This is a genomic window from Mesorhizobium sp. WSM4821, assembly GCF_055901555.1.
In genome coordinates, this window is sequence record NZ_CM148371.1 from 1,782,092 (window position 1) to 1,799,278 (window position 17,187).

23 protein-coding genes are annotated in these 17,187 nt (G+C 62.7%); 9 read left to right on the forward strand and 14 right to left on the reverse strand.

The window, feature by feature from the left end:
• Positions 1-49: 49 nt before the first annotated feature.
• The 8 genes from AC0NID_RS08505 to AC0NID_RS08540 form a co-directional block, all read right to left on the reverse strand.
• Positions 50-1,132 (reverse strand): 5-(carboxyamino)imidazole ribonucleotide synthase, encoded by a 1,083-nt coding sequence (locus tag AC0NID_RS08505; RefSeq protein WP_473456066.1) that lies wholly within the window; start codon positions 1,130-1,132, stop codon positions 50-52.
• On the reverse strand, positions 1,129-1,626 hold the full coding sequence (gene purE / locus AC0NID_RS08510; protein ID WP_473456067.1) for a 5-(carboxyamino)imidazole ribonucleotide mutase: 498 nt from the start codon (positions 1,624-1,626) through the stop codon (positions 1,129-1,131). Before purE ends, AC0NID_RS08505 begins: the two co-directional genes overlap by 4 nt.
• Positions 1,627-1,729: 103 nt before the next feature.
• Positions 1,730-2,932 (reverse strand): aminotransferase class V-fold PLP-dependent enzyme, encoded by a 1,203-nt coding sequence (locus tag AC0NID_RS08515; protein ID WP_473456068.1) that lies wholly within the window; start codon positions 2,930-2,932, stop codon positions 1,730-1,732.
• 25 nt (positions 2,933-2,957) lie between these two features.
• Complete coding sequence (locus tag AC0NID_RS08520; protein ID WP_473456069.1) at positions 2,958-3,419, reverse strand: RidA family protein; 462 nt, start codon at positions 3,417-3,419, stop codon at positions 2,958-2,960.
• A gap of 36 nt (positions 3,420-3,455) precedes the next feature.
• Positions 3,456-4,244, reverse strand: coding sequence for an amino acid ABC transporter ATP-binding protein (locus AC0NID_RS08525; protein ID WP_473456070.1), 789 nt, complete (start codon positions 4,242-4,244; stop codon positions 3,456-3,458).
• 4 nt (positions 4,245-4,248) lie between these two features.
• A complete protein-coding gene (locus AC0NID_RS08530) occupies positions 4,249-4,899 on the reverse strand; it encodes an amino acid ABC transporter permease (RefSeq protein ID WP_473456071.1) in 651 nt (216 codons plus the stop codon).
• Positions 4,900-5,565, reverse strand: coding sequence for an amino acid ABC transporter permease (locus tag AC0NID_RS08535; protein ID WP_473456073.1), 666 nt, complete (start codon positions 5,563-5,565; stop codon positions 4,900-4,902).
• A gap of 76 nt (positions 5,566-5,641) precedes the next feature.
• Positions 5,642-6,523, reverse strand: coding sequence for a transporter substrate-binding domain-containing protein (locus AC0NID_RS08540; RefSeq protein ID WP_473456074.1), 882 nt, complete (start codon positions 6,521-6,523; stop codon positions 5,642-5,644).
• Between the two features lie 118 nt (positions 6,524-6,641).
• On the opposite strand from AC0NID_RS08540, the gene AC0NID_RS08545 reads away from it, so the two are divergent.
• Positions 6,642-7,445 carry an IclR family transcriptional regulator gene (locus AC0NID_RS08545; RefSeq protein WP_473456076.1) on the forward strand — a complete coding sequence of 268 codons (804 nt, stop codon included), beginning with the start codon at positions 6,642-6,644 and terminating at the stop codon, positions 7,443-7,445.
• A 33-nt stretch (positions 7,446-7,478) separates the two neighbouring features.
• On the opposite strand, the gene AC0NID_RS08550 is transcribed toward AC0NID_RS08545, so the two are convergent.
• A complete protein-coding gene (locus AC0NID_RS08550) occupies positions 7,479-7,682 on the reverse strand; it encodes a YdcH family protein (protein WP_145711604.1) in 204 nt (67 codons plus the stop codon).
• A 240-nt stretch (positions 7,683-7,922) separates the two neighbouring features.
• On the opposite strand from AC0NID_RS08550, the gene AC0NID_RS08555 reads away from it, so the two are divergent.
• The 4 genes from AC0NID_RS08555 to AC0NID_RS08570 all read left to right on the forward strand — a co-directional run bounded on the left by AC0NID_RS08555 (position 7,923) and on the right by AC0NID_RS08570 (position 11,465).
• Positions 7,923-8,102 carry a YdcH family protein gene (locus AC0NID_RS08555; RefSeq protein ID WP_095487303.1) on the forward strand — a complete coding sequence of 60 codons (180 nt, stop codon included), beginning with the start codon at positions 7,923-7,925 and terminating at the stop codon, positions 8,100-8,102.
• Between the two features lie 425 nt (positions 8,103-8,527).
• Entirely contained in the window at positions 8,528-9,781 is a 1,254-nt protein-coding gene (gene ispG / locus AC0NID_RS08560; protein ID WP_473456077.1) for a flavodoxin-dependent (E)-4-hydroxy-3-methylbut-2-enyl-diphosphate synthase, read from the forward strand.
• Positions 9,782-9,785: 4 nt separating this feature from the next.
• The gene (locus AC0NID_RS08565) at positions 9,786-10,640 is read left to right on the forward strand and encodes a lytic transglycosylase domain-containing protein (protein WP_473456078.1); all 855 of its coding nucleotides are present in this window, start codon (positions 9,786-9,788) and stop codon (positions 10,638-10,640) included.
• An 87-nt stretch (positions 10,641-10,727) separates the two neighbouring features.
• Positions 10,728-11,465 (forward strand): class I SAM-dependent methyltransferase, encoded by a 738-nt coding sequence (locus AC0NID_RS08570; protein WP_473456079.1) that lies wholly within the window; start codon positions 10,728-10,730, stop codon positions 11,463-11,465.
• 38 nt (positions 11,466-11,503) lie between these two features.
• Here AC0NID_RS08570 and AC0NID_RS08575 read toward each other — a convergent pair whose 3' ends face one another.
• Positions 11,504-12,421, reverse strand: coding sequence for a polyprenyl synthetase family protein (locus AC0NID_RS08575; protein WP_473456080.1), 918 nt, complete (start codon positions 12,419-12,421; stop codon positions 11,504-11,506).
• A gap of 78 nt (positions 12,422-12,499) precedes the next feature.
• Here AC0NID_RS08575 and AC0NID_RS08580 point away from each other — a divergent pair, with 78 nt between their 5' ends.
• The 3 genes from AC0NID_RS08580 (at position 12,500) to AC0NID_RS08590 (ending at position 14,245) form a co-directional block, all read left to right on the forward strand.
• Positions 12,500-13,270: a transglycosylase domain-containing protein gene (locus tag AC0NID_RS08580; RefSeq protein ID WP_473456082.1), complete on the forward strand. Its 771-nt coding sequence runs from the start codon at positions 12,500-12,502 to the stop codon at positions 13,268-13,270.
• Positions 13,271-13,408: 138 nt separating this feature from the next.
• Positions 13,409-13,591, forward strand: a complete 183-nt coding sequence (gene rpmF, locus AC0NID_RS08585; RefSeq protein ID WP_006203806.1) for a 50S ribosomal protein L32 — start codon at positions 13,409-13,411, stop codon at positions 13,589-13,591.
• A gap of 252 nt (positions 13,592-13,843) precedes the next feature.
• Positions 13,844-14,245, forward strand: a complete 402-nt coding sequence (locus tag AC0NID_RS08590) for a hypothetical protein (protein ID WP_473456084.1) — start codon at positions 13,844-13,846, stop codon at positions 14,243-14,245.
• Between the two features lie 26 nt (positions 14,246-14,271).
• Here the strand turns inward: AC0NID_RS08590 and AC0NID_RS08595 are convergent, their stop codons facing one another.
• The 3 genes from AC0NID_RS08595 to AC0NID_RS08605 all read right to left on the reverse strand — a co-directional run bounded on the left by AC0NID_RS08595 (position 14,272) and on the right by AC0NID_RS08605 (position 15,837).
• Positions 14,272-14,703: a GlcG/HbpS family heme-binding protein gene (locus AC0NID_RS08595; RefSeq protein WP_473456085.1), complete on the reverse strand. Its 432-nt coding sequence runs from the start codon at positions 14,701-14,703 to the stop codon at positions 14,272-14,274.
• Positions 14,704-14,996: 293 nt separating this feature from the next.
• A complete protein-coding gene (locus tag AC0NID_RS08600; RefSeq protein ID WP_473456086.1) occupies positions 14,997-15,230 on the reverse strand; it encodes a hypothetical protein in 234 nt (77 codons plus the stop codon).
• Between the two features lie 79 nt (positions 15,231-15,309).
• On the reverse strand, positions 15,310-15,837 hold the full coding sequence (locus AC0NID_RS08605; RefSeq protein WP_473456088.1) for a winged helix-turn-helix transcriptional regulator: 528 nt from the start codon (positions 15,835-15,837) through the stop codon (positions 15,310-15,312).
• A gap of 98 nt (positions 15,838-15,935) precedes the next feature.
• On the opposite strand from AC0NID_RS08605, the gene AC0NID_RS08610 reads away from it, so the two are divergent.
• Positions 15,936-16,775: an alpha/beta fold hydrolase gene (locus tag AC0NID_RS08610; protein WP_473456090.1), complete on the forward strand. Its 840-nt coding sequence runs from the start codon at positions 15,936-15,938 to the stop codon at positions 16,773-16,775.
• Between the two features lie 124 nt (positions 16,776-16,899).
• On the opposite strand, the gene AC0NID_RS08615 is transcribed toward AC0NID_RS08610, so the two are convergent.
• Complete coding sequence (locus AC0NID_RS08615; RefSeq protein WP_145711294.1) at positions 16,900-17,175, reverse strand: ArsR/SmtB family transcription factor; 276 nt, start codon at positions 17,173-17,175, stop codon at positions 16,900-16,902.
• Positions 17,176-17,187: the final 12 nt, after the last annotated feature.

Genomic DNA, 17,187 nt, shown 5'->3' on the forward strand with positions numbered 1-17,187 from the left:
GTGGCTCATAAACGAGGAGCCTTGTCCCTGTCAACCGCAAGCATGCTTCCTAGATGAGCCGGTGACGGCTCATTCGCGTAAAATGGCCCATCTTGCGGCCGGGCCGCGCCTCGGCCTTGCCGTAGAGATGCAGCATCAGATCGGGCTCGGCGAGCAGGGCTGGGACGCGCAGGATGTCGTCGCCGATCAAATTCTCCATGACGCAATCGAAATGGCGGCCGGGATTTCCCAGCCGCAGGCCGGCGACGGCGCGAATGTGCTGCTCGAATTGCGAGACGACGCAGGCGGCTTCCGTCCAGTGGCCGGAATTGTGGACACGCGGCGCGATTTCATTGGCCAGCAGCGAGCCGTCGGCCAGGACAAAGAACTCGATGCCGATGACGCCGACATAGTCGAGGGCCGCAAGTATCTCCGCTGCTGCCGCCCGCGCCGAAACCGCTGTTTCGGAGCTTATTCCAGCCGGCAGGGTCGAACTGTGCAGGATGCCGTCGCCGTGGACGTTTTCTGCCGGATCGTAGGCGGCGAGCGAACCATCCATTCCACGCGCGGCGATCACCGAAATCTCGCGTTCGAAGTCGACAAAGGATTCGAGGATCAGCGGCACGTTGCCCATCGTCTCGCAGGTGCCGGCAAAGCCGCCGGTTTCCATGTTGCGGAAGACACGCTGGCCCTTGCCGTCATAGCCCATGCGCCGCGTTTTCAGTATGCCGCTGCCACCGAACTTCTTCAGCGCCGCCGTAAGTTCGTCGTCATTGTCGACGGGACAGAAATCCGCAGTGGAGACGCCGATACCGTTGAGGAATTTCTTCTCCGCCACCCGGTCCTGAGCCACTTCCAGCGCGCGCGCCGGCGGGTAGACCGGGACCGTGACGGCAAGCGCGCTGGCGGCTGCGACCGGCACGTTCTCGAACTCGTAGGTGACGACAGCGCTGACTGCCGCCAGTTCGGCGAGCGCGGCCGTATCGTCATAGGCAGCGGCGATCTGCCGGTTGGCGACCTGTGCGGCCGGGCAATCCGGCTGCGGTTCCAGCACGACCGTGCGGTAGCCGAGGCGGGCCGCGGCCATGGCCAGCATGCGACCGAGCTGGCCGCCGCCGATGATGCCGATGGTCGAGCCGGCCGGCAGGCTCATGGCATGTCCGTTGGTTCGGCGGCGACCTTGGCGGTCTGGGCGGCGCGCCAGGCATCGAGCCGGGCAGCGAGCTTTTCGTCGGTCAGCGCCAGCACGGCGGCAGCCAGAAGGGCGGCATTGATGGCGCCGGCCTTGCCGATGGCCAGCGTGCCGACCGGAATGCCGGCCGGCATCTGGACGATGGAGAGCAGCGAGTCCTGTCCGGAAAGTGCCTTCGATTCCACCGGCACGCCAAAAACGGGGAGCGGGGTCATCGCCGCCGTCATGCCGGGCAGGTGCGCCGCACCGCCGGCGCCGGCGATGATCACCCGAAAACCAGCCGCCTTGGCGCCATTGGCGAAGTCATAGAGCCGGTCGGGAGTGCGGTGGGCCGAAACGATCAGCCGCCTGTGCGGGACGCCCAATGCCTCCAGCGTTTCGGCGGCGTGGCGCATCGTCGCCCAGTCGGACTGGCTGCCCATGATGATGGCGACGTCGGCGCGTTGATCGTCCAAGCTTCTGCTCCCGGCGGCAAAGGCGCGCATTAGCGGAATTCGGGGAGAGCCGCAAGGATGCGTTGCCTCTGCGCAGCATTCGGGCGCACAGCGCCATCGTTGCCTAATCCGGCCAGCGCAAGACGCCGGCGGTGTCCTTGCGGGCCGACTTCATGGCGTCGGCGGGACGCTCGGCGCTCAGCACAGCGCGAAGCTGCTCGGCGACGATCTCCGCCTCGCCGGGATGAAGGTTGCAGGGATCGAGGAAGAAGTGGCCGCGCTCGACCTCGTGGTTGCGAACGACAATGGGGGGCGAGCCCGCCGCCAGCGCCGAGGCGAGGCCGGCGGCGCTGAAGCCGCTTTCCGGCCGGACGAAGACCTGCAGGCGGTCGAGCGGGTTGGCGGTAGGATCAGGGATGATCTCGGCGCCAATTCCGGCAATGCCTTGCAGTGCGTCCGTCCACAGATTGAGCGCTGCTTCCTCCCGCTGCCGGATCCCGGCATGGTCACGCTTTTCCCAGGCTTCGAGTGCCGCCATGGTGCCGGCGATGCTTTCCTTGCCGACTTTCATGGCGCGCGCGACGCCGCGATTCTGGAGATAGGCGGCTCGCACCAGATCCTTGCGCCCGGTCACGATGCCGCTGGTTGGCCCCGAGAGAAATTTGTGGCCGCTATAGACGACGATGTCGGCGCCGCGTGCGAGAAAGCCGCGCAGGTCGTATTCGGAGGCGGCGTCGACGATCACCGGGACGCCCCTGGCGTGGCAGATGTCGCAGAACTCCTCGAGCGAAAGCATGCCGTATTGCACCGTGTGATGCGCAACGACATAGAGGCCTGCCGCGGTGCGGTCGCGGATTGCGTCGCGGACGTGATAGTCCTGCGTCACGCTGACCGTGCCGGCCGGCACGGTCCTGGCCCCGGCAAGCCGGATCGACTGGTCGATCGGCGCGCCGTAGTTGACGATATGGCCGAGCTGGACGATGACCTCCGACTTGAGGCCCTCGGTGTCGTCCGGCAGCCGCTCGATCGCGAGAAGGTTGGTGCCGGTCATCGCACTGGCAATCGCCATGGTGATGCCGCTGGCGCAGCAAGCCGTGACGAAGCCGGCCTCGCCGCCAGTGAGGCGCGCGACGATCGTGCTTGCGGCGCGTTGCAGATCGTCCATCTCCACCCATTGCGAAGCGATCTCCGACATCGCGGCGATCGCTTCCGGGACGATGATCGAGGCGCCGAGCGCCGTCATCGTGCCGGAAACATTGATGATCGGGCGAAGGCCGAGCCGTTCGCGAATTGTCGTGTTGGAGCCGTTAGCGGAATAGATCGTCATCTCTAGAGATCCCAATGGTAAGACGTCAGGCGGCGATCTCGACGACCGCCTCGATTTCGACTGTGATGTTCCCCGGCAAGGAGCCGACACCGATCGCCGAACGGGCGTGGCCGCCGATCCTATCAAAGACAGCGGCAAAAAGATCGGAACAGCCATTCACCACCTTCGGGTGATCGCTGAAGGTCGGGATCGCATTGACGAAGCCAAGCAGCTTGACGACGCGGACGATGCGGCCGAGGTCGCCTGCCGCGGCGTGCATGACTGCCAACAGGTTCAAACCGGTGAGACGGGCATGCTCATAGGCTTCCTCCACCGTGATGTCCTCACCCACCTTGCCGGTGCAAAGCGTGCCATCGGCGCGCAACGGCCCCTGTCCGGAGAGGAAGATCAGCCGTCCGCTCTCGGCGTGGGTGACGAAATTGGCGATGGGCGTCGGCGGATCGGGCAGCGTCAGGCCCAATTCGGCGAGCCGGATGTAAGGCGTCATGAAAAAGCTCCTTGCGACGGCTTTCGCCGTCTGATGTCAGAAATGCGAGGCGCGAAACCGCGCCAGGAAGCTGCGAAGACGCTCGTTGTCGATCTCCGCGCCCAGAATCTCGGCGGGCGGACCCGCGGCGCTGACGCCGCCATCCGCCATGAAGACAATGCGGCTCGAGGCGTCACGGGCAAAGGCCATCTCATGCGTGACCATCACCATCGTCATGCCGTCCTCGGCCAGGTTGCGCACGACCTCGAGCACCTCGCCGACGAGTTCAGGATCGAGCGCGGAGGTTATCTCGTCGAGAAGCAGGATTTTCGGCTCCATCGCCACCGCGCGGGCGATGCCGACGCGCTGCTGCTGGCCACCGGAAAGCTCGGCCGGCAGGCTGTCCGCCTTATGGGCGAGGCCGACCCGGCCGAGCCAGTGCTCGGCAATCTGGCGAGCGTCGGCACTGCTCTTGCCGCGCACCTTGCGCAGGCCAAGCATGATGTTGCCGGCCGCCGTCAGATGCGGGAACAGGTTGAAGCTCTGGAACACCATACCGGTCTCGGCCCGCATCGCCGCCAGGTCGCGCTCGCTGCGACGCTGGCGTGTTCCGGTCTCGCGGAAGCCGACCTCCTTGCCGTCGATGCGGATGGAGCCGCTGTCGTAGCTCTCCAGGAAGTTGACGCAGCGCAGCAGCGTGGTCTTGCCGCTGCCGGAGGGCCCGATGACCGTCACCACCTCGCCGCGTGTCACCTGCAGGCTGACGGAGCGCAGAACCTCGACGGCGCCGAAGGCCTTGGAGACATCGCGTACATCGAGCAGCGCGACATTGGCGTTTGCGGACATATTGCTATTCCCGGATAAAGGAGAAACGCCGTTCCAGCCGCCGGCTGGCGAGCGAAAGGGCATAATTGACCGCGAAGTAGACGACAGCGCCGAGGATATAGAGCGGCATTGCCTCGTAGGTGCGGCCGATGACCTGGTTGATGGCCTGCATCAGGTCGGTGATGCCGAGCAGCGAGACCAGCGCGCTGCCCTTTACCGCATCGGTGACACCATTGATCCATGGCGGCAGGAAGCGCCTGAACGCCTGGGGGAAGACGACGTAGGCCAGACGCTGGCGAAAGGTCAGGCCGATCGCCATCGCCGCTTCGGACTGCCCTTTCGGGATGGAGGCGACCGCGCCCCGGAGATACTCGACGACCTGTGCCGTCTTGAATAATGTCAGCGCCAGCACGGCCGCCCAGAAGGACTGCAAATGCACGCCGACGGCCGGCAGGCCGTAATAGACAAAGAAGATGAGCACCAGGATCGGAATGCCGCGGATGGTGTCGCTGAAAATGCGCACCGCCCAGCGCAGCGGAGCCGGACCGTAGACGAGCCCTACGCCCATCAATACGCCGGCGATGAGCGACAGCACCACGACCAGCAGCGACACCCAGAGCGTTAGAGCGAAACCCTGAGCCAGGAAGGGCAAGGCGTAGAGGATCTGGCCGAGCATCTAGTGTGCCGCCCTGAACTGACGCTCGACAAGCCGCAGCGCGAATAGCAGCACATAGCCGGTCAGCAGATACATCGCCGTCGTCACCAGATAGACCTCGACGATGCGGAAGGTGTTGAAGTTGATCCACTGGGCGCCGTAAGTGAGTTCGGGCACAGAGATGACCGAGGCGACCGAGGTGTCCTTGAAGAGCGATAGGAAGGTGTTGGAGAGCGCCGGCAGTGTGATGCGCAGCATCGTCGGCAGCCGCACATGGACAAGCCTTTGCCAAGGCGTCAGGCCGATCGCCTTGCCGGCGTCGATCTGGCCGCGCGGAACGGCCTCGAGCCCCGAGCGAAACACCTCGACGAGATAAGCGCCGCTATAAAGGGACAGTGTGGCAACGAACGAAGTCTGCGCCGAGTAGGCGATGTCGACCACGGTCGGCAGGCCGTAGAAGACCAGATAGACAAGCAGGATCAGGGGCACGTTGCGGATGAACTCGACATAGGCCGCGATCGCGGTGCGTACCACGCGCCCGGCCGAAACGTACCAGACCGCCAGAACGAGCCCGATGACGATGCCGATGGCGATCGAGATCACGGCGAGTTCGAGACTGAGCAGCAGGCCACCCCACAGCTTGTCGAAATGCCGCCAGATCAGGTTGAAATTGAGGGCATAGCCCATGCGTCCGCCTCAGTACCAAGGTCAACGAGGAGAAAGAGGCGGAAGGGCCATGATTGCTGCCCTTCCGCCGGCTATATCAGATGACCGGAAAACCGGGATGGCGCGCCGGCGGCTCCAACCCAAAATAATCCTTGAACGCCGCATCGTAGAGCGCCGTTTCATGACCGAACATTGCAGTCGCGAAGCTTGTGTTGACGAAGGCCAGCCAGTCAGGATCGCCTTGTCGCAGCGCCGCACCGTAAAGCATCGAGAACCAGCTCTTGCCGGCATCGAAATATTTGTCCGGATTGCGCGAGGCAAGCCAGCGCACCGTCGACAGATCGACGGCCGCGGCGTCGACGCGCTTCGATTCCAGCGCCTGCAGGACGTTGGCCTGGGTGTCTATCTGCATAACCTGCGACTCCGGCAGGACGAGATGCACATTTGCCTCGGCATCGACATTCTGCAGGATGGAAATACGCGTTGCCGAGCCGCCGGCTAGCAGCTTGTCGAAGGTCTTGTTTTCGGCGGTCGGAAGGGTCAGCAGAGCGACGCCTTCGACGTAATACGGCCTGGAGAAGTTGATCAGCTGCGAGCGCTGGGCGGTCATGGTCATGAACTGGATGGTGATGTCGACCTTGTTGGTGGTCACGTTCGGAATGCGCTGCGCCGGATCCTGCATGACGAATTCGACCGAGGTCGGATCGTCAAAAAGTCCCTTGGCAAGAATTCGCCCCATGGTGATGTCCATACCAACCAGTTCGCCGGCATCATTCTCGAAGTGCCAGGGCGCGTTGGTGCTGCCGGTGCCGACGATCAGCTTGCCGCGATCGAGAACAGTGCGCAGCAGGCTGTCCGGCGCCGCCTGCGCCGCCGCCTTCTGGACATCGACCGCTGTGGCCGCGCTCATCACGCCAGCCGTTGCCAGCCCGGCCATTCCCAGTTTCAGAAAATCACGTCTCTTGGATGTGTCGTTCACGGCGACCTCCTTTTCGTGTTGTGTTCCCCTTTGGCGGCACATGCGTCAGTGGCAATTTGTCTCTTACAAAAGACACATGTATCCTGTACAAGACAGATACTAACATCGGGAATCAACAATGCAAGATGACAATGCCTTGGCGGCTCAGCTGGATATCGGTCCGGACGAAGACAAGATTTCGGCCTCTCGCGAGAAGGGTCTCAACCGTGTGCTCCATATTCTGGAGTTTCTGCACACGACCCAGCGCGCGGTCGGCATCGGCGATCTTGCCAAGGGCGTGAATGCGCCCCGTTCGACGACCTATACGCTGGTGCGCGAACTCGTGGATGCGGGCCTGCTGGAAATGGCCGGCGACGGCAATCGGGTCTATTTCGGCAAGAAGCTCTATCTCTACGGAATGGACTATGTGCGCGGCAACGACCTGCTCAGGAGAGGCCGCCAGGAGGTCGACAATCTGTCGCGCGAGACAGGCGAAACCTCTGAATTGTGCATGCTGCAAAGCGGCCGCTATACAATTGTCCATTCAAGTCCGGGCACCAGGCCATTCCGGATCAGTTCGGCCACAGGTCTGCAGATCCCGCTTCCCTGGACCGCTTCCGGGCGGCTGCTTCTCGCCGGATTCGAAAGGGCCGTGATCGAGGACATGGTGTCCGAGGAAGATCTCGTCCTGCCGGACGGCCGCAGATTGCTGCTCGACGACTTCATACGCGATATCGCCGTGGCCGGAGCCGCCGGCTATTGCGTGACCTCAGGTCTTGTCGACGCCTATACGAAATGCCTTGCAGCGCCGGTCTTCTCAGCACCGGGCAAGGTCGAGGCGACGATGTGCCTAGTGGTTCCCATCGATACCTCCGAGGAGAAGACCGGCGATCTCATCGCCCTGCTGCGCGAACGCGCCGCAAGGCTTTCGATCGCGGGATGAGCGGTTCTTGCCGAGACGGCAAGCGAGATTTGCTCACGCGATGATGTCTGGAATGATCCGGTCTTCCAGCGCCATCAGCCGGTCTTTCAGGAAAAGCTTCTTCTTCTTCATGCGCTGGATCTGCAGAGGGTCGCAGTTCACGGCGATCATCGCATTGATGGCCGCGTCGAAATCGGCGTGCTCTTGCTTCAGCCGTGAATATTCGAGGCGGATATCAGCCTGTTCCTGTTCGGACATTATCTACCGTCTGCACGTCTGCGGCGCCCAAAAAATGGGCCTGATTGGGCGAGGCCGGAGGTATCTTGCACCGGCGCGCAGCCAATATCACATTTCGTATTGTCGTGGAATGCTACCACGCAGCATTCGACATCGATGTCCGATGGTGGCACACTGTCATTATGCCGTCACAGAAGCGAACCTGCGGTGGAAGCGCCTTGACGGCTGCAATCGAGGAAACCATGAAAGGGAGAACCAATCATGTCTCTTGCATCCCATCTTGATGAGCTGCAGCGGAAACACGGCGACATCGAACGCGAAATCGATGATGCGATGAATCATCCATCGGTCGACGACCTCGAAATCGTGAATCTCAAGCGGCGCAAGCTGGCACTCAAGGACGAGATTGAAAAACTGAAGGCGAAACCGACCACGCACTGACGCTCTATTTACAGCGCCGCGTCCTTTTGGACGCGCAAAGGGTGCTGTAGTGCTTCTGATTTGGCGCATGATCCCCAGCGAAAATCGATTCCGATTTTCGGAGTCTTGCACGGGTTAGCTGCGCCGCTTTCGGCGCGCAATCATCTTTCCGGTGGCAACCATGCCGCCGGAAGTTCTGTTTATTTTGTTCCGGAGACACGGACAGGATAGATGGTTTGCCGCCGTCTTTTCGTTATTGATTTGACAGGCCTGCCTGCCTGTCGCCATTGACAAGCCATCTTTGCTCCTCCACCTCATGCCCGGACGGCTACAGCGCCCTTTCGGACGCGCAAAAGACGCTGTAGCATTTTGATTTTGCGCATGATCCCTTGCGAAGACCGATTCCGGCGGCCTTCGGGCCCATGCGCTAACAAAAGGCAGCCGGCATGACCGGATATTTTTCCTCTCCCTTCCCGCGCCGCACGTCGGTCGGCGTCGATGTCGGCGGCGTGACGGTCGGCGGGGGTGCCCCGGTCGTCGTCCAGTCGATGACCAACACCGACACCGCCGATGTCGACCAGACGGTCGCTCAGGTTGCGGCGCTGCATCGCGCGGGCTCTGAGGTCGTGCGCATCACCGTCGACCGCGACGAGAGTGCTGCCGCCGTGCCCGCCATCCGCGAGCGGCTCGAACGGCTCGGCGTCAACGTGCCGCTGGTCGGCGATTTCCACTATATCGGCCACAAGCTGCTCGCCGACCATCCGGCCTGCGCCGAGGCGCTGGCCAAATACCGCATCAATCCCGGCAATGTCGGCTTCAAGGACAAGAAGGACCGGCAGTTCGCGGCGATCATCGAGACGGCGATCCGGTACGACAGGCCGGTGCGCATCGGCGTCAACTGGGGGTCGCTCGACCAGGAGCTTCTGACCCGGCTGATGGACGACAACCAGCGCCAGGGCTTTCCGCTGACCGCGCAGGAAGTGACGCGCGAGGCGATCGTGCAATCGGCGATCCTTTCGGCCGAACTGGCCGAGGAGATCGGCCTTGGCCGCGAGAAGATCATCCTGTCGGCCAAGGTCAGCGGCGTGCAGGACCTGATCGCGGTCTATACCGAGCTTGCCACCCGCTCCAACCACGCGCTGCATCTTGGTCTCACCGAGGCCGGCATGGGTTCCAAGGGCATCGTCGCCTCGTCCGCGGCGATGGGCATCCTGCTCCAGCAAGGCATTGGCGACACGATTCGCATCTCGCTGACGCCGGAGCCGAATGGCGACCGCACCCGTGAGGTGCAAGTGTCGCAAGAACTCCTGCAGACAATGGGGTTCCGGCAGTTCGTGCCGATCGTCGCCGCCTGCCCCGGCTGCGGCCGCACGACTTCGACGGTGTTCCAGGAACTCGCCCAGAACATCCAGGCGGATCTGCGCAAGAACATGCCGGTGTGGCGTGAAAAATATCCCGGCGTCGAGAACCTCAAGGTCGCGGTGATGGGTTGCATCGTCAATGGCCCGGGCGAATCCAAGCACGCCGATATCGGCATTTCGCTGCCCGGCACCGGGGAGATGCCGACGGCGCCAGTGTTTGTCGACGGCAAGAAGGCGGCGACGCTGCGCGGCCCATCGATCGCCGCCGACTTCGAGAAGATGGTCGCCGACTATATCGAGCAGCGGTTTGGGCAACACGGCAGGGCTGCGGCGGAGTAGGTCAATGCGGCGCTTCCTCCGGGCGACGCTGGTTCTGTTTTGTGGGCTGGGCTGGGCGACGACCGTCCAGGCCGATCCGCCGCGCCCCGCCAAGCAGAGGCTGCTCGACCGGGTTTGCAACCTGATCGAGGCCCATGCAGACCAAAACGGCCTGTCCAAGGATTTTTTTGCCAGGCTGATCTGGAAGGAAAGCCGCTTCGATCCCAATGCGGTCAGTCCGGTCGGCGCCGAAGGCATAGCCCAGTTCATGCCGGGCACAGCGAAGATGCGCGGTCTCGCCAATTCCTTCGATATCCAGCAGGCCATCCCGGCCTCGGCAAAATACCTCGCTGAAATGAAAACCGGCTTCGGCAATCTCGGCCTGGCCGCCGCCGCCTACAATGCCGGCGAAAGCCGGGTGTCGCGCTGGCTGAGTTCCGGTGGCTTCCTGCCGATGGAGACCGAAAACTACGTCCTGGACATCATGGGCGAGCCGGCCGACAGGTTTACAGACGCCGCCTATGCCGGCATCATCCAGCCGCTCGACAAGAACGCGAGCTTCGCGGTCTCCTGCCGCAAGCTGCCGACGATCATGTCCAGAACCGTGGCCATGGCGTCGATCAACGTCAAGCCGTGGGGCGTGCAGGTGGCCGGCAATTTCCGCCGCGCTGCCGCGCTCAATCAATGGAACGGTGTAAAGCGCCGGTTTACGGCCTTGCTCGGCGGCAGCAATCCGGTGGTCAGCCGGGTGCGGACCCCGATCGGCCGGCGCGGCATCTATGCGGTGCGGATCGGCGCCGATAGCAAAGCCAAGGCCGACAATATCTGCCGGAAACTGCAAAGCGTCGGCGGTGCATGCATTGTGGTGCGGAATCGGTGATGGATACCGACCGATTTGCCCGACAAACCGTCAAAACTGCGCTTTGACTCCACGAATCTGCTCCACGGCTCCAGTTATAGGCCTGCCATGACCGACCGTCTCTACAGCGATCCCGACCTCGTCCAGTTCTACGATATCGAGAACGAGGCCGGCATGGACTTCGACTATTGCGTCGGCTTCGCCAGGGATGTCGGCTCGGTTCTCGATCTCGGCTGCGGCACAGGGCAACTGGCCGTCGCTCTCGCCGACCGGCGCAGCGTGACCGGCGTAGATCCGGCGCCGGCGATGCTCGATATCGCGCGCCACAGACCCGGCGGGCAGAGGATCGACTGGGTCGAGGCCGATGCGCGAACCGTCCGGCTCGGACGACGTTTCGATCTGGTGCTTTTGACGGGCCACGCCTTCCAGGTGTTTCTGACGCGAGAGGATCGAGAGGCGGTGCTTGCCACGAACGCTGCTCATCTGGCTCCCGGCGGGCGCTTCATCTTCGACACGCGAAATCCCGCCACGGAGGAATGGCTCGAGTGGACGCCGGAACGGTCGCAACGGGAACTGAGTCATCCCGGATTGGGCACTGTGAGAGCATGGAACGATTTCCGGCGCGATCCCGCCACCGGTGTCGTCATCTACTCGACCCATTACGAAATCCGCGACAGCGGGCGGGTGCTCAGCGCCGAATCGAAAATTGCCTTCCCGGCAAAGGAAAGCCTTGCGCGGATGCTGGACGAGACCGGGCTGGTCGTCGAAGTATGGCTCGGCAGTTGGCAGGGCGAGCCATATATCGAGACATCGCCGGAAATCATCCCGGTTGGCCGGTTGCGCTAGCTACTAGTGACGCAGTGACTACCCGTCGCGGCCATCCGTCAGCTGGTGCGGGCCGCCACGAATTTCGCCGCTTGCTTCAGAAGTACGGCGGCTTCGCCATAGGGATCGAGCAGCGCGTGGGCCTGGCCGACGAGGCCTTGAAGCTGGTCCCGCGCCCAGGTCGCGCCGTGCAGCGCAACCAGCGTCGCCTTGCCGGCGGCTGCATCCTTGCCCGTCGCCTTGCCCATCTGATGCGCGTCCGCCGTCAGGTCGAGCAGATCGTCGGCAAGTTGGAAGGCAAGCCCGATCGCCGAACCGAACTCGGCCAGCCTTTCACGATCGTCCGCCGGCGCGCCGGCAAGGATCGCGCCCGCCTCGCAGGCGAAGCGGATCAGCGCGCCGGTCTTCATCGCCTGAAGCCGGATGATGCCGGCCTCGTCCGGCCTGATGCGCTCGGCTTCGAGGTCGAGCGTCTGGCCGCCGACCATGCCGCCGGCTCCTGCGGCGCGGGCCAGCGCCAGTACCAGCGCCGCCCGTCGCTCGCCCGGCAGCATCGTGGCATCGTCGGCTATGATGTCGAAGGCGAGCGCCAGCAAGGCGTCGCCGGCCAGGATGGCGGTCGCCTCGTCGAAGGCCTTGTGCACGGTCGGCTGGCCACGGCGCAAATCATCGTCGTCCATGGCCGGCAGATCGTCATGGATCAGCGAATAGCAATGCACGCATTCGAGCGCCGCCGCCACCCGCAGCGCCGCCTCGCCGTCGGCGGAAAACAGCGCGGCACTTTCCATGACCAGGAAGGGGCGCAGGCGCTTGCCGCCGTTCAGCACGCCATGGCGCATCGCCGCCATCAGGCGTTGCGGCCGCGCGATCTCGCCTGAAAGCGGACGCTCGTCGAGGAGCCGCCTGAGCAGCGCCTCAAGCGGACCCGCGCGCTCGACAAGTGCTGCCTCGAACGGCATTTGATCGTCTTTCATCATGCCGGGGACGGGTAGCCGACACTCAGACGTTGCGCAAGAAGCCAAGCGCCATTATGCCGGGGCAGGGAGCAGCATGGATTGGGCGGCTTGGCGGAACCGATCGTCGATCACGAAACCGAAGGGCTGGATATGGTGAGGCCGAAACGCGGCAACCGCATCGGTCTCAAACGCCGGCCCCGGCGCTGGGTCCGGCGCGGCATCTCCGTCGCCATCGTGCTGGCGCTGATACCGGCGGTGCTGACCTTCCTGTATCTGCCGCCATTCGTGCATCCGGTATCGACACTGATGCTGAAGGATCTGGCGACGTTTTCCGGCTACGACCGGCGCTGGGTTTCGATCGACGATGTGGCGCCGGCGCTGGCGCATTCGGTCATCATGTCGGAGGATGGGCAGTTCTGTTTCCATCGCGGCATCGATCTTGGCGAGCTGAAGGGCGTCGTCGACGACGCATTGGCCGGCGAGATGACGCGCGGCGCCTCGACCATCACCATGCAGACAGTGAAGAACCTCTACCTCTGGTCGCGGCCGCTGGGCTCGGTCCGGAAAGTCGTCGAGCTGCCGCTGGCCGTCTATTTCGACGTGGTTATGTCGAAACGGCGCATCATGGAGATCTATCTCAACATTGCCGAATGGGGCCCGGGCATCTATGGCATCGAGGCCGCCGCCCAGCACCATTTCGGGGTTTCGGCAAAACGGCTGTCGCGACGCCAGGCGGCGCTGCTTGCCGTCACCTTGCCGAACCCGATCGTCCGCAACCCGGCGAAGCCCGGACCGGGGCTGAGACGTCTGGCCGCGTTGATCGAGCGGCGCGCAGGCCGGTCCGGCGCCTATGTCGGCTGTCTGCGGTAGCTTAAAAAAATTCGCGGCGGCGCTGGCCAAAACGGCGCAGGGCGTGTATAGGCACCCGACTTTCTCAGATTCCGGCCCCTGACGCGGCCCTTTCACGAGGGCAGCCGGGGCATTTTGACCATGTAGTGGAGCATATCCATGGCCGTACCGAAACGAAAAACCTCCCCGTCGAAGCGCGGTATGCGCCGCTCGGCCGACGCGCTGAAGGCCCCGACCTATGTCGAGGACAAGAATTCCGGCGAGATGCGCCGCCCGCACCATATCGACCTGAAGACCGGCATGTATCGCGGTCGCCAGGTTCTGGAGCCGAAGGAAAGCTGAGAAAACGCTTTCGACGGTTTTGCGACTCCCGAAGGACTGGCCATTGCGCCGGTCCTTTTGCATTTGGCGCGGGCGATCGCATCCCGAAGAACCAGTTTCAGACATCCCGGCAGCCGTATCGGATGGCAGCCGGGGCGCGGCTGACATGGTTATTTCGCACGGTCTTTGTCCGTGTTCGCGGTCACGTACGAAAATTCTTGACGGCGAACGCCGGGCGCATACTAGAGAAGGCTGTCCAACCGGAGACGTCAGATGTTCGGTGCCATTCCGCTGCTGATCGTGCCTTTCGTCCTCTACAATCTCGGGCTTCTGGGAATATTCGGCAGTGGGGACGATCCCTGGGCAAACCAGATGTTATCGATCCGCATGATGTCGGGCGGGGTGTTCTCGATGACACTCGGTGACTTGATCGTGCTGATCGGGCTGCTCCTCTTCTTCGTCGAAATCGTGAAATCGACACGCACGTCGAGCGCTTCGATCATGGACCACCTGTTGTCGACCTTCGTCTTCGTGGCGTTCCTGGTCGAGTTTCTGCTGGTGAAGGGCGCGGCGCACTCGGTCTTTTTCACGCTGATGGTCATCGCACTGGTCGACGTCCTGGCCGGCTTCTCGGTTTCGATGCGAGCGGCCACCCGTGACATAAACATGAACTAGAGGCTTGATGACTTAAGGGCTTGGCCTCAGCCTGGATCGGCGGTGAAACCAGCCGCTTCGATGCCGGCAATGGCGGCTGCCTCATCATTGTCCGATGTATCGCCGGAAATGCCGACGGCGCCGATGATGGTGCCTGATTTGTCGCGGATCAGCACGCCGCCAACGACGGGCAGGATGCGTCCGCCCGACACGTCGGAGACTCCGGCGATCAGATGCGGCCGTTCCTTGGCGAAGGCTTCGACGCGGCGCGAGCCCATGCCGATGGCAAGCGCGCCATAGGCTTTGCCGGCCGACATTTGCGGGCGCAGGAACGAGGCGCCATCCTGGCGCTGGAACGCGACCAGATGGGCGCCCGCGTCGAGGACCGAGACACCAAGCGGCCTGAGCTCGAGTTCGACGCCTTTGGCGAAAGCGGCGCCGATGATCTCAACGGCTTTGTCGAGCGTCAGTGCGGTCATGGCAGTCTCCTGTTGAAATGGGTGATTCATCGATCCGGGACGACAGATACAAATCCCGATTTCGGTCGAAACTGCTTCGCGTGAAATGGCGAAATCGAAGCGCCGCTGACCGGCACGTCCAATATGGCGCTCGTCCGGACGCGTCCAGATCCGTTGTCGAGGATCAGAGCGCCGCGCGTCCCGTTGGACGCGCAAAGAACGCTCTACAGTCTGAGGCAGCCCATGATGCTTTCCGGACACCGATTCCGGTTTCCAGCGTCATGCGCAACGAACCGGCCCTATTTTTTCTCGCCCTATTTTTTCTTGGCCCGCGCCGGCTTCTTGGCCGGAGCAGCCGGCGCATTGGCGAGGTCTTCCGCTTCCTTGGCAAGGCGCAGCGCCCTCAGCTTGTTGGTCTTTATCTGGCGGGCGTCGCTCTCCGCGACATATTCCGCCATCGCCTTCTGACGAACCGTGGCTGCTTCTTCCTGCTTCTTGAAACGCAAATCGGCCCGCGCGCGGGCAGTATCCTTAGAGTTCTCGACCAAGGGTTTTTCCAATCCCGTAAATTATAGTTTTCAATCCCTTTAATAGCAGAGCCGGCCTGCCATGGGGAAAATAAGTTGGTCAGGCGCCCGGATCGCACCCGGCTCCCGGCGCCTTTCGGGCGACAACCGCCTCGTATCCGGCCTGCAAGGTCGCGCGGACGGTGGCATCCGGCGGCGTATCGGAAGGCGTGCCCAGATGTTCGTGGCGCAGCTCGTCCATGAACTTTTCCCACATCGGCGGCCCCCCCTTTTCCAGAAGCTCGGCGCGGATCGACAGTTCCTCGCTGACCGGCAGCCAGACGCGACCCCATGCGCCAAGATGCGCCAGGATCGGCACCAGCGTTATGGCCATTTCGGTCAGGCTGTAGATCGCCTTCTGCTTGTGAGAAGGATCGTCGGCCTTGGTCAGCATGCCCAATTCCATCAGCCGCTTCAGCCGGTCGGCAAGGATGTTGGAAGCGATGCCCTCGATCGAACCGTTGAGCAATTCGCGAAAATGGCGTTTGCCGCCGAAAATCATGTCGCGAAGGATGATCAGGCTCCACCGGTCGCCAAACACCTCAAGCGACAGATTGATCGGGCACCCAGACCGGCGATCGATGCTCATGCGATTCTCCGAAAAAAACTGGTTGCATTATCATATCAGTTCTATCATAGTGCAACTGATTGCAAAATGCAATTGGTTACAGAGATGAGACCACGATCATGATGAATGCTGAGAGACCCGAAATCGCGTCCCAGACGTTTGGCGACCCCGCGCATCCACCGATGCTGCTGATCATGGGCGCCATGGCTTCGATGCTCTGGTGGCCGGAGGCGTTCTGCCGGAAACTGGCCGGCAAGGGTCTGTTCGTGATCCGCTACGACAATCGCGATACCGGTCGTTCAACCAAATATGCGCCGGGCGAACCGCCTTACACATTCGACGACATGGCGGACGACGCCATCCGCGTGCTCGACGACCACGGCATCGCGAAAGCGCATGTGGTCGGCATGTCGATGGGTGGCATGATCGCGCAGCTTGTGGCGCTGAAACACCCGTCGCGGGTCATCTCGCTTACGGCGATCAGCACCTCGCCGATGGGAACCGAAACGTCGCATCTGCCAAGGATGACCGATGCCTATATGAAGCATTCGGCCGAAGGCGCCAAGGTCGACTGGTCTGATCGTGACCAGGTGGTCGACTTCATCGTCAAGGACGCGCACGCAATCGCCGGCACCGCGCATGCCTTCGACGAGAGGCGGACGAGGGCGTTCGTCGAACAGGATTACGACCGATCCGGTGGCTTCTTGAGCGCGACCAATCATTTCCTGCTCAAGGGCGGCGAAAACTGGAAGAACCGCCTGCACGAATTGGAGGTTCCGCTCCTCGTCATTCATGGCACCGAGGACCCGATCTTTCCGGTCGAGCATGGCGCCGCTCTTGCCGAAGCGGTTGCCGGGGCGCGGCTTGTCCGTATCGAAGGCGGCGGCCACGAATTGCATCCCGACGATTGGGCCACCATCGTCCACGCCATCGTGGGACATAGCCAATCCGGCAAGTAACGGGCCGAACCTCGGCACCGAATGTCTGCGAGGCGAACCATCAAAGGGACGAACAAAACAATGTCCCTGACTATGCTCTTGGCGCTGCTGGCCGAGGCATGACGGCGCCTCTCAGCTTGCGGGGTCAACCAGGCTGCTCTGCGTCCCAGAACTGGTCGAGCCAGATGTTGAGCTTCAGGAAGCCGGCATTGCTGACCGTATAGACGCGCCTTGTCCCTTCCGGCTTGGCATTGACCAGCCCGGCTTCGAGCAGCACCTTCAGATGTTGCGAAACAGCCGGGCGCGAGACCGGCAACCCTGCTGCCAGTTCGTTGACGGTCTTCGGGCCGCGCCGGAGCTCTTCCAAGAGATAGCGCCGGTTGGGATCGGCAATCGCCATGAAGGCGTCGGAAAACATCATGCCTTATTTGTG

Excerpts from the sequence above, each read along its gene's own strand:
- rpmF (WP_006203806.1), top strand. The coding sequence starts at position 13,409 with ATGGCCGTACCGAAACGAAAAACCTCCCCGTCGAAGCGCGGTATGCGC.
- AC0NID_RS08535 (WP_473456073.1), bottom strand. The coding sequence starts at position 5,565 with ATGGGCTATGCCCTCAATTTCAACCTGATCTGGCGGCATTTCGACAAG.
- AC0NID_RS08595 (WP_473456085.1), bottom strand. The coding sequence starts at position 14,703 with ATGACCGCACTGACGCTCGACAAAGCCGTTGAGATCATCGGCGCCGCT.
- AC0NID_RS08575 (WP_473456080.1), bottom strand. The coding sequence starts at position 12,421 with ATGATGAAAGACGATCAAATGCCGTTCGAGGCAGCACTTGTCGAGCGC.
- AC0NID_RS08590 (WP_473456084.1), top strand. The coding sequence starts at position 13,844 with ATGTTCGGTGCCATTCCGCTGCTGATCGTGCCTTTCGTCCTCTACAAT.
- AC0NID_RS08530 (WP_473456071.1), bottom strand. The coding sequence starts at position 4,899 with ATGCTCGGCCAGATCCTCTACGCCTTGCCCTTCCTGGCTCAGGGTTTC.
- AC0NID_RS08605 (WP_473456088.1), bottom strand. The coding sequence starts at position 15,837 with ATGAGCATCGATCGCCGGTCTGGGTGCCCGATCAATCTGTCGCTTGAG.
- AC0NID_RS08565 (WP_473456078.1), top strand. The coding sequence starts at position 9,786 with ATGCGGCGCTTCCTCCGGGCGACGCTGGTTCTGTTTTGTGGGCTGGGC.
- AC0NID_RS08525 (WP_473456070.1), bottom strand. The coding sequence starts at position 4,244 with ATGTCCGCAAACGCCAATGTCGCGCTGCTCGATGTACGCGATGTCTCC.
- AC0NID_RS08550 (WP_145711604.1), bottom strand. The coding sequence starts at position 7,682 with ATGTCCGAACAGGAACAGGCTGATATCCGCCTCGAATATTCACGGCTG.
- AC0NID_RS08610 (WP_473456090.1), top strand. The coding sequence starts at position 15,936 with ATGATGAATGCTGAGAGACCCGAAATCGCGTCCCAGACGTTTGGCGAC.
- AC0NID_RS08615 (WP_145711294.1), bottom strand. The coding sequence starts at position 17,175 with ATGATGTTTTCCGACGCCTTCATGGCGATTGCCGATCCCAACCGGCGC.
- AC0NID_RS08545 (WP_473456076.1), top strand. The coding sequence starts at position 6,642 with ATGCAAGATGACAATGCCTTGGCGGCTCAGCTGGATATCGGTCCGGAC.
- AC0NID_RS08505 (WP_473456066.1), bottom strand. The coding sequence starts at position 1,132 with ATGAGCCTGCCGGCCGGCTCGACCATCGGCATCATCGGCGGCGGCCAG.
- AC0NID_RS08555 (WP_095487303.1), top strand. The coding sequence starts at position 7,923 with ATGTCTCTTGCATCCCATCTTGATGAGCTGCAGCGGAAACACGGCGAC.
- AC0NID_RS08515 (WP_473456068.1), bottom strand. The coding sequence starts at position 2,932 with ATGACGATCTATTCCGCTAACGGCTCCAACACGACAATTCGCGAACGG.
- AC0NID_RS08570 (WP_473456079.1), top strand. The coding sequence starts at position 10,728 with ATGACCGACCGTCTCTACAGCGATCCCGACCTCGTCCAGTTCTACGAT.
- AC0NID_RS08520 (WP_473456069.1), bottom strand. The coding sequence starts at position 3,419 with ATGACGCCTTACATCCGGCTCGCCGAATTGGGCCTGACGCTGCCCGAT.
- ispG (WP_473456077.1), top strand. The coding sequence starts at position 8,528 with ATGACCGGATATTTTTCCTCTCCCTTCCCGCGCCGCACGTCGGTCGGC.